Source organism: Streptomyces sp. NPDC028635 (assembly GCF_040637635.1).
Lineage (GTDB): Bacteria > Actinomycetota > Actinomycetes > Streptomycetales > Streptomycetaceae > Streptomyces.
In genome coordinates this window covers 1-9,396 of record NZ_JBEZWX010000075.1, presented here as the reverse complement: position 1 = coordinate 9,396, position 9,396 = coordinate 1, and the positions used below count along the sequence as shown (strand labels likewise).

The 9,396-nt window shown below is 73.8% G+C and carries 7 protein-coding genes and 1 pseudogene; 4 read left to right on the top strand and 4 right to left on the bottom strand.

Annotated features, from left to right (window positions below; genetic code table 11):
• Positions 1-96: 96 nt before the first annotated feature.
• Positions 97-723: pseudogene (locus tag AB0E88_RS35385) on the bottom strand (GntR family transcriptional regulator); the annotation flags it as partial.
• A 168-nt stretch (positions 724-891) separates the two neighbouring features.
• On the opposite strand from AB0E88_RS35385, the gene AB0E88_RS35380 reads away from it, so the two are divergent.
• Positions 892-1,779 (top strand): (2Fe-2S)-binding protein, encoded by an 888-nt coding sequence (locus AB0E88_RS35380; RefSeq protein WP_361639227.1) that lies wholly within the window; start codon positions 892-894, stop codon positions 1,777-1,779.
• A gap of 360 nt (positions 1,780-2,139) precedes the next feature.
• Positions 2,140-3,183: a DUF2637 domain-containing protein gene (locus AB0E88_RS35375; RefSeq protein WP_361639224.1), complete on the top strand. Its 1,044-nt coding sequence runs from the start codon at positions 2,140-2,142 to the stop codon at positions 3,181-3,183.
• 93 nt (positions 3,184-3,276) lie between these two features.
• Here the strand turns inward: AB0E88_RS35375 and AB0E88_RS35370 are convergent, their stop codons facing one another.
• From AB0E88_RS35370 to AB0E88_RS35360, 3 genes are all read right to left on the bottom strand, one after another.
• Positions 3,277-3,753 carry an ATP-binding protein gene (locus AB0E88_RS35370; RefSeq protein ID WP_361639221.1) on the bottom strand — a complete coding sequence of 159 codons (477 nt, stop codon included), beginning with the start codon at positions 3,751-3,753 and terminating at the stop codon, positions 3,277-3,279.
• A 302-nt stretch (positions 3,754-4,055) separates the two neighbouring features.
• The gene (locus tag AB0E88_RS35365) at positions 4,056-5,798 is read right to left on the bottom strand and encodes a pyruvate dehydrogenase (RefSeq protein ID WP_361639218.1); all 1,743 of its coding nucleotides are present in this window, start codon (positions 5,796-5,798) and stop codon (positions 4,056-4,058) included.
• A gap of 99 nt (positions 5,799-5,897) precedes the next feature.
• Positions 5,898-7,319: a protein phosphatase 2C domain-containing protein gene (locus AB0E88_RS35360; protein WP_361639215.1), complete on the bottom strand. Its 1,422-nt coding sequence runs from the start codon at positions 7,317-7,319 to the stop codon at positions 5,898-5,900.
• A 419-nt stretch (positions 7,320-7,738) separates the two neighbouring features.
• Between AB0E88_RS35360 and AB0E88_RS35355 the strand changes: the two genes are divergently transcribed.
• Positions 7,739-8,722, top strand: a complete 984-nt coding sequence (locus tag AB0E88_RS35355; RefSeq protein ID WP_361639212.1) for a helix-turn-helix domain-containing protein — start codon at positions 7,739-7,741, stop codon at positions 8,720-8,722.
• A gap of 60 nt (positions 8,723-8,782) precedes the next feature.
• Complete coding sequence (locus AB0E88_RS35350) at positions 8,783-9,265, top strand: DUF456 domain-containing protein (RefSeq protein WP_361639209.1); 483 nt, start codon at positions 8,783-8,785, stop codon at positions 9,263-9,265.
• Positions 9,266-9,396 lie beyond the last annotated feature (131 nt).

Genomic DNA, 9,396 nt, shown 5'->3' with positions numbered 1-9,396 from the left:
CCTGGGTCTGCTGGAACGACTGCTGCGGGTCGTCGTTGCCGTAGGCGATCTTGACGAGCTTGACGTCCTTGTACTTGGGGTCCTTCAGCTCGTCCCGCGCCGGTACAGGTCATCGACGATCCGCACCAGCTGCGCGTTGCCCGCCAGCCCCAGCACCCCCCGGTGGAACGCCCGGTCGGACTCCGCGTACGCGGCCCGGCACCCGGACGCCGCCGCCCGCACCGTCGCCTCCGCCAGCGGCCGCAGCTCCGCCCACCGCTCGACCGGCACCGTGCGCGCGAGCCGCAGCATCACCGGCACCTCGATCAGCGCCCGCACCTCCGCCAGCTCGGCCAGCTCACGCGCGTCCCGCACCACGACCCGGAACCCCCGGTTGGGCACGACCTCCACGGCGCCCTCGAGGGCCAGCTGCTGCATGGCCTCCCGCACCGGCGTCGCCGACACCCCGAACCGCTCCCCCAGCGCGGGCGCCGAGTACACCTCGCCGGGCCTCAGCTCCCCCGCGACCAGCGCGGCGCGCAACGCGGTCAGGATCTGCCCCCGCACCGAGGCGCGCTGCACCACCGGCCGCTCACCGTGCGTGTGCTCACCGCGCACCGCCTCGTCCCGGCCGACGGCCCCCCGGTCCACATCCGCAGCCGTCGGCTGCACCGGCACACGCACCCCGTGCGCGGCGGCGGCCCCGGTCCCGGTCCCGGCAGAGCCCTGCGCCCCCTGCTTCACGGGTCCTCCTGCGGGCTTGTCGGTGCTTTGGGTCATTACGACGGGTTGTTACTCGTCCGTCAAGCACCTTAGGCCCAGAACCCACCAGCTCAAATCCGATCAAGACCCCACGGGAGATCCAGTAAGGTAAGGCTTACCTTCAATCCCGCACAGGATCGGTGGTCCCCCATGCCCGTCGCCCCCGACCCGGCCTCCGCGCCCGCGCGCACCCCCGCCCCGGCCCAAACGACCGCGCGCACCCCCACCACGGACGCCTACGCCCGCCTCACCGAGGTCCACCCGGGGCTGACGATCGACGAGCCGCACCCGCACGAGCCGCTCCCCCACGGCGACGGCTGGACCCCCGCCGCCGCACTCGCCCACGACCCGGCCGCCCTGGACGCCTTCCTGGCCTGGGACGACGCTCAGGTGCTGCGCGACTACGGCACCCGCGCCCGCCCCGACGTCGTCGCGAGCTTCGCCCTGCACCGGTACGCCTGGCCGGCCTGCCTGCTGATCACCGTCCCCTGGTTCCTGGACCGCCGCGTCCCGCGCCTGCCCGTCACCCATGTCTCGTACGACCGCGCCGCCGGCCGTATGGCCGTGCGCCCCGCCTCCTTCGCCTGCCTGCCCGGCGACCCGGCGGCCGCCCACCCCGCCGCCCGCGTGGTCCCGGACGAGGAGGCCCTGCGGGCCGAGGTGCGCGAGGCGATCGCCGAACACGCCGAACCGCTGCTCGCCGCGTTCGGGCCGCGGATGCGGCGCCGTGGCCGCGCGCTGTGGGGCATGGTGACGGACGAGGTCGTGGAGGGCCTGTGGTACGTCGCCCATCTGCTCGGCGAGGAGGAACGGGCGCGCCGCGAACTGGAACTGCTGCTGCCGGGCGCGACGAAGCCCTACGCCGGCGCGGCGGCGTTCCGCGAGCTGACCGGACCGAACGGCGAACGGCTCCCCACCAGGGACCGGGCGAGCTGCTGCATGTTCTACACCGTCCGCCCCGAGGACACCTGCGCCACCTGCCCCCGCACCTGCGACACGGACCGCCTCGCCAAGCTCGTGTCGGCCGCCGCCGCGTGACGTCGGCCATCACTCGGCGTCCGCTGCCCAGCGGGCGCCCGGCCAGGCACAGTTGACGCCCCCTCGGGCGCTCACCCCACCCCGGCATCCTCTAAGATCAGCCGCGAGTGGGACACGCGCACGGACACAGCCGTTTCACACCTTCCTCACCACGCGCAGGAAGTTCCCGTGGAACCACCCGTACGGGTAGTCTTATTCGAACTCAACTCCCGCCCCTCACGCGGCAGTTCGAGCAGAACGCCGTCCTGGGCATCCCCTTGCACCTCCTTGGCGGCCTCTTGCCCCGAAACCCCCTGAGGGCCGGCGGGATTGGGCCACTATGGCGGGCGTTACGCCCTATCCCAATGCAAGGGACCCGTGATGAGACTGACCGACATATCGCTGAACTGGCTGCTTCCGGGCGCCGTACTGCTCCTGGGCATGCTGGCGGCGGTGGCGGTGCTCGCGCGCGGAAAGCGCTCCTCCGGGGAGAACGCGAGCGCGGACGACTCGTGGGAGCGCGCCGAGGAGCGCCGCAGGCGCAAGGAGGCCCTCTACGGCACGGTCTCCTATGTGCTGCTCTTCTGCTGCGCCGCGGTCGCGGCCGCGCTGTCCTTCCACGGACTGGTGGGCTTCGGTGAGCAGAACCTGAACCTGACCGGCGGCTGGCAGTACCTGGTCCCGTTCGGCCTGGACGGGGCGGCCATGTTCTGCTCCGTGCTCGCGGTGCGGGAGGCCAGCCACGGCGACGCCGCCCTCGGCTCCCGGCTGCTGGTGTGGATGTTCGCGGCCGCGGCCGCCTGGTTCAACTGGGTGCACGCGCCGCGCGGCATCAACCACGCCGGTGCCCCGCACTTCTTCGCGGGCATGTCCCTGTCGGCCGCGGTGCTGTTCGACCGGGCGCTGAAGCAGACCCGCCGTGCGGCACTGCGCGAGCAGGGGCTGATCCCGCGGCCGCTGCCGCAGATCCGGATAGTGCGCTGGCTGAGGGCGCCGCGTGAGACGTACAAGGCCTGGTCGCTGATGCTCCTGGAGGGCGTGCGCAGCCTGGACGAGGCCGTGGACGAGGTGCGCGACGACAAGCGGCGCAAGGAGGAGTCGCGCCGGCTGCAGCGGGAGAAGGACCGCGTGGAGCGGGCCCAGCTGAAGGCCATCAGCCGCGGGCACGGCGGTTACGCCGGCCATGGCACCGGCCGTGAGGTGGAGGTGCAGGCGGTGGAGCGCGGCGGCAACGAGCTCTCCGCGGAGCCTGCCATATCGACGCCGGAGCAGCTGCCCGTGCGCGCGCGTCCCTCCCTGCAGCCCGTCCGCCGGGCGTCTGACGCGATCACCGTCGACCTCACCGCGGAGGACGACACGCAGGCCCTGCCGCGGCTCGACTCCCTGGAGCGCAAGCTCAAGGACCTCGAGCAGCAGTTCGGCTAGGGACATCGGCGACGGGGCGGGGCCGCGACCGGCAGGGTCGCGGCCCCGCCCCGTCGCGTACCCGTGGCGCGCCCGTGCCCGGTCGTCCGCCGCTCACGCGGCGTGCAGCTCGAACCAGACCGCCTTCCCCACTCCGTGCGCCCGCACTCCCCACGCGTCGGCGAGGGACTGCACCAGCATCAGCCCCCGGCCGTTCGTGTCGTCGTCGGCGTCCGCCACGCGCAGCCGTGGTCTGCGGCCGACGAAGTCCCGCACCTCGACCCGCAGTCCGCGCGGCCAGACCGTCGCCGTCAGCACCGCCTCGTGGTCGGTGTGCACGAGTGCGTTGGTGACCAGTTCGCTGGTCAGCAGCTCCGCCGTGTCGGCTCCCGCGGTTCTCCCCCACTGCCCGAGCAGCTCCCGCAAGGCTCTGCGCGCCTCGGACACGGCCCGCAGGTCACGTCGTGCGAGCCGGCGCCGCAACTGCGGCGCCGGTATGCGGTCCCCGCCGCTGTCCGTCCCGTCCTCCACTGCCTCGGCCGAGTAGGCCCCCGTCGTCACCGGTACGCTCCTTCGTGCCTGCCTGGTCATGACCCCCGCCTGCGTGCCGATGGCCGTATCCCTCCTGCTCGAACACGTTCACGGGATGCATGCCCGGCCGGTCGGGAGGCAGTCATCCGGGCCCGGTGACAACCGGATGTTCGGCCACCGCGCGCCCGGGCGGCGTACGCGCTCGCGGAGCCGCCGGGACGGTCGCGCCGTCCGCGCACACCCTCCGACCGCCCCCTGGGCGGCGCGCCCGCGGGAGGTGAGGCCACAGAGGACACACGGCACCCGGTCCCCGTCCCCGGAACTTGGCCGGATAGCGACGTTACGCAAGGCGCGCGGGGCACTCAGGGACGCGGCACGTTGCGCAGGTTGGAGCGGGCCATCTGGACCATGCGGCCCACTCCGCCCTCCAGCACCATCTTCGAGGCGGACAGGGCGAAGCCGCTGACCATCTCGGCGCTGATCTTCGGCGGGATGGACAGCGCGTTGGGATCGGTCACGACGTCGACGAGCGCCGGGCCCTTGTGCCGGAAGGCGTCCTTGAGCGCACCGGCGAGCTGCTTGGGCTTCTCCACCCGCACTCCGTGGGCGCCGCACGCGCGGGCGACCGCGGCGAAGTCGGGGTTCTTGTTCGCGGTGCCGTAGGAGGGAAGCCCGGCGACCAGCATCTCCAACTCGACCATGGACAGGGCGGAGTTGTTGAACAGTACGACCTTCACCGGCAGGTCGTACTGGACCAGGGTGAGGAAGTCGCCCATCAGCATGGAGAACCCGCCGTCGCCCGACATGGACACCACCTGGCGGCCCCGGTCGGTGAACTGGGCGCCGATCGCCATCGGCAGCGCGTTGGCCATCGAGCCGTGCGAGAAGGAACCGATGATCCGGCGGCGGCCGTTGGGCGAGAGGTAGCGGGCGGCCCAGACGTTGCACATCCCGGTGTCGACGGTGAACACGGCGTCGTCGTCGGCAAGTTCGTCGAGAACGGCGGCGACGTACTCGGGGTGGAGCGGGACGTGCTTGTCGACCTTGCGCGTGTACGCCTTCACCACCCCCTCCAGGGCGTCGGCGTGCTTCTTGAGCATCTTGTCGAGGAAGCGCCGGTCGTTCTTGGTCCGCACGCGCGGGGTCAGGCAGCGCAGCGTCTCGCGGACGTCCCCCCACACGGCGAGGTCCAGCTTGGTACGCCGCCCGAGGTGCTCGGGCCGCACGTCGATCTGGGCGATCTTCACGTCGTCGGGCAGGAACGCGTTGTAGGGGAAGTCGGTCCCGAGCAGGATCAGCAGATCGCACTCGTGGGTGGCCTCGTAGGCGGCGCCGTAGCCGAGCAGTCCGCTCATCCCGACATCGAAGGGGTTGTCGTACTGGATGAACTCCTTGCCGCGCAGGGCGTGTCCCACCGGGGACTTGATCTTCTCCGCGAACTCCATGACCTCGGCGTGCGCCCCGGCGGTGCCGCTGCCGCAGAACAGCGTGACGCGTCCGGCCCCGTCGATCAGGTCGACGAGCCGGTCGATCTCGGCGTCGCCGGGCCGGACCGTGGGCCGGGCGGTGACCAGGGCGGACTCCGCGGCCCGCTCGGGCGCGGGCTCGGCGGCGATGTCGCCGGGCAGGGTGACGACGCTGACCCCGCTGCGGCCGACGGCGTTCTGGATGGCGGTCTGCAGCAGCCGGGGCATCTGCTTCGGGTTGGAGATCAGCTCGCTGTAGTGGCTGCACTCGCGGAACAGCTGGTCGGGATGGGTCTCCTGGAAGTAGCCGAGGCCGATCTCGCTGGAGGGGATGTGGGAGGCGAGCGCCAGCACCGGCGCCATGGAGCGGTGCGCGTCGTACAGGCCGTTGATGAGGTGGAGGTTGCCGGGTCCGCAGGAGCCGGCGCAGGCGGCGAGACGGCCGGTGATCTGCGCCTCCGCCCCCGCGGCGAAGGCGGCGGTCTCCTCGTGGCGGACGTGGATCCAGTCGATGGCGGCGTTGCGGCGGACGGCGTCCACGACCGGGTTGAGGCTGTCGCCGACGACGCCGTAGAGACGCTTCACGCCCGCGCGGACGACGATGTCGACGAACTGTTCGGCGACGTTCTGCTTGGCCATGGCTGCTCGTGCGCCCCTTCGCTGTCCGGCGGATGCCCTGGGCTCGGCCCCGGGCCGCGGATGACGTCCCGCCTTCCCATGGAGACACAGCGGGCGCGGTTACGCCTCCCACACGGCGGCGGCCGTACGGTCGTCGGCGTATCCCTTGACCCGCACCTGGGCGTCGGCGAGGAAGGCGGCGAGGCCCGGCGGTCCTGGGGCGGACCACCGGCCGCCGAGGTGGGCGGCGAGTTCCGGCTCGCCGAGGAAGGGCTCGGCCAGGCCCGCGGTGCACATCAGCAGCACATCACCCGGTCGGGCGAGCGAGGCACGGAACCGGAAGGGCGCGCGGGGCGGCTCCGGGGCCGGCTCGTACGGGCTGGGCGGTGTCGGGATGCCGAGGTCCATGGTGAGCCGGTCGCCCTGCGGCGTCTCGGTCGGCGGCGACCCGAAACCGACGACGGCCTCACCCGTCGGCACCTCGGTCACCCGCGGCTCCAGGTCCTGCCACTCGCCGCCGCGCAGCCGGAACAGTCCGCCGTCGCCGACGCCGAAGAAGACGCGGGTACGGCAGGCCGGGTCGGCGGGCAGCAGCAGGCAGCGCAGCGCGGCGGAGTACTCCTCGGGCTTCAGGCCCTGTTCGGCGGCGGTGGCGCGCAGCTTGCCGAGGGTGCGGTCGGTGAGCCGGTGCAGCCCCGACTTGAGGTCACCGCGCCGGGCGGCACGCAGATCCTCCACGAGCCGGACGTGACTGCGGCCCACGGCCCGGCCGATCCACCGGCACGCGTCGGCCGCCGCCCGGTGCGCACCCGGTGTCGCACGCGCGCCGGACGCCATGGCCACCAGCAGCAGGGCGTGCTCCCCCTGGCCGAACCGGGCGGTGAGCAGCGCGTCCCGGCGCGGCTCCCCGCGAAAGCGCGCGGAGTCGCCGCGCACCGACACGGCCCGCACGGTGCACACCCCGTACCGCGCCCCGTCCAGCACGGTGTCCGGTACGAGGTCGTCCAGGTCGTCGGGGTCGGCGGCGGGCAGGGCGGTGGGTTCGGCCTCGTAGGTGGGCGGGCCGGAGCCGACGTGCGGACGGGGCGCGGGGAGCGGGACGGGGCGGACGGAGGCGTCCCGCTCGTCCGGGCCGGCCCCGGGGACGGCACTCGGGGAGGCTCCCGCCCCGGAGTCCTCGGTCTCAGCGCGGCCCGCGTCCTGCGCCGGCGGGCGCGCCGCCCGCTCCTTCGAGCCGGGCGGGACCGGCCCCGGCGGGAAGGTCACGGGGCCGGGGGGTGTCGCGGGCGGTGGTTCCCAGGGGGCTCGCGGCCGGTCCCGCTGCGGCGGTACCGCGGGCGGCGGTGGCCCGCAGGCGTCCGGAGGCTTCGCGTCGGCGGGCGCCGCTTCGCCTCGACGGCCGAGCGTGCCCGCCGCCGAGGCGAAGCGGTCGTCCAGCGAGTCGGGCGCCGCCGAGGGGCCCGTGTCCGCCGTCGCGTCGTCGTACAGCTGCCCCCACCAGTCGTCCTCCCGGCCGGTGGGCCTTCCCCCCTGCTGGCTCATGCCCCCAATTGTCCACCGCACGGCCCGGATGAAAACGGTGCATCCGGAAAATCCGGCCCTGGGCGGCGCGTTGGACGGCGTGTCGGGCGACCCCTCGAACACGGAGGCGAACACCCCGGCCACACCGGGGACTTGACGGCCGCCGGGCGGCCCCACCCCCCACGGGAGGACCGCCCGGCGACGACAGGGTGACCGGACCCCGGATCCCCTTCGCGCGGATGCGCGTCCCGGGCCCGGTCACGTCGGAAGACGGCGGCGCGGCGGATCGCCGGATGATCACAGAAGCGGCCGTGGCCACACCTTGGCAGAGGGAGCGGTCCTACGGCGATGATGTCGGGCGGCGGGTTTGCGCCGTGGCTGTTTTCCGCCACGGCCGGGCACGCCGCGACTGAGGGAATCCGACGGGAGGGCGCAGGCTGATGCTGGCGGCGATCGGGCTGGACGAGACGGACGAGTCGGCGTACCGCGCCCTGGTGTCGCTGGGCGCGGCCGACGTACCGGACCTGTCGCGCCGGCTGTCACGGACCGAACCCGACACCGAGCGCGCCCTGCGGCGCCTGGAACGGCAGGGTCTGGCCGCGCAGTCGTCCGGCCGGCCCGGCCGCTGGGTGGCCGCCCCGCCCGGTGTGGCGCTCGGCGCGCTGCTCACCCAGCGGCGGCACGAGCTGGAGACGGCCGAGCTGACGGCGGCTCTGCTGGCCGAGGAGTACCGGGCGAGCGCCGCCGAACCCGCCGTGCACGACCTGGTCGAGGTGGTCACCGGCGCGGCCGCCGTCGCCCAGCGCTTCCTGCAACTCCAGCTCGGCGCGACGGAGGAGGTGTGCGCGCTGGTCACCGGCAACCCGATGGTCGTCTCCGGCATGGACAACGACGCCGAGGAGCAGGCGGCCGGCCGGGGTGTGCGCTACCGGGTGGTCGTGGAGCGCTCCGTGCTGGACCTGCCGCACGGCTTCACGGAGCTGACCGCGGCACTCTCCCGCGACGAGCAGGTCCGCGTGGTGGACGAGGTCCCGACGAAGCTGGTGGTCGCCGACCGCGCCCTCGCCCTGGTGCCGCTCACCACCCGCCGCGCCGAACCCGCCGCGCTGGTGGTGCACGCGAGCGGGCTGCTGGAACTCCTCGCCGGCCTGTTCGAGTCGGTCTGGCGGACCGCGCTGCCGCTGCGGCTCGGCTCCGGCGGAGTGAGCGAGGAAGACCCGGACGGCCCCGACACCACCGACCTGGAGATCCTCTCCCTGCTGCTCGCCGGGCTCACCGACGCGAGCGTCGCCAAACAGCTCGACCTGGGCCTGCGCACGGTCCAGCGCCGGGTGAAACGCCTGATGGAACTCTCCGGCGTGACCACTCGCCTCCAGCTGGGCTGGCACGCGCACGAGCGGGGCTGGGTGACCCGGGACGCCTAGACGGGCCCCGCGCTACCCTCCCCACCTGCGCCTTCCCGCTCCCTCCTGCACTCTGGGCAGATGGGAGTGTGGGAACTCCTCCTGGTCGGGGTGGTCCTGCTGCTCGGCCTGTGCGGAGTGCTGGTGCCCGGCGTGCCCGGCTCATGGCTGGTCTGGGCCGCCGTGCTGTGGTGGGCGCTCAAGGACCCCCAGCCGGTCGCCTGGGGCGTCCTGGTCGGCGCCACCGCCCTCCTGCTGCTGTCCCAGGCGGTACGCGGGCTGCTGCCGCCCCGCCGCCTGCGCGACGCGGGCGCCACCCCCCGCATGGCCGTCTACGCCGGCCTCGGCACGCTGGCCGGTTTCGTACTGCTCCCCGTGCTGGGCGCGATCCCCGGCTTCCTGGGCGGCATCTACCTCTCCGAACGCCTGCGCCTGGGCCGCCACGGCGAGGCCCGCGCGGCCCTGCGCACGGCCATGCGCTCCGGTGGCTGGAGCGTGCTGGCGGAACTGTTCACCTGCCTCCTGATCACGGCAGCCTGGCTGGGCGCGGTCATCTGGGGCTGACACCCGCACCACGGCGATCCCGCACCCGCGTACGGCGGCAAGGGGCCGGGGTGGGGGGTGTCCGCCCGCAGCGTCCGGCACCGAGACACTGAGCGCTCGTCGGAAACGGCCGGCCGGACCGAGGACGGACA

Coding starts and splice junctions, on each gene's coding strand:
- AB0E88_RS35370 (WP_361639221.1), bottom strand. CDS start 3,753: ATGACCAGGCAGGCACGAAGGAGCGTACCGGTGACGACGGGGGCCTAC.
- AB0E88_RS35350 (WP_361639209.1), top strand. CDS start 8,783: ATGGGAGTGTGGGAACTCCTCCTGGTCGGGGTGGTCCTGCTGCTCGGC.
- AB0E88_RS35360 (WP_361639215.1), bottom strand. CDS start 7,319: ATGAGCCAGCAGGGGGGAAGGCCCACCGGCCGGGAGGACGACTGGTGG.
- AB0E88_RS35355 (WP_361639212.1), top strand. CDS start 7,739: ATGCTGGCGGCGATCGGGCTGGACGAGACGGACGAGTCGGCGTACCGC.
- AB0E88_RS35365 (WP_361639218.1), bottom strand. CDS start 5,798: ATGGCCAAGCAGAACGTCGCCGAACAGTTCGTCGACATCGTCGTCCGC.
- AB0E88_RS35380 (WP_361639227.1), top strand. CDS start 892: ATGCCCGTCGCCCCCGACCCGGCCTCCGCGCCCGCGCGCACCCCCGCC.
- AB0E88_RS35375 (WP_361639224.1), top strand. CDS start 2,140: ATGAGACTGACCGACATATCGCTGAACTGGCTGCTTCCGGGCGCCGTA.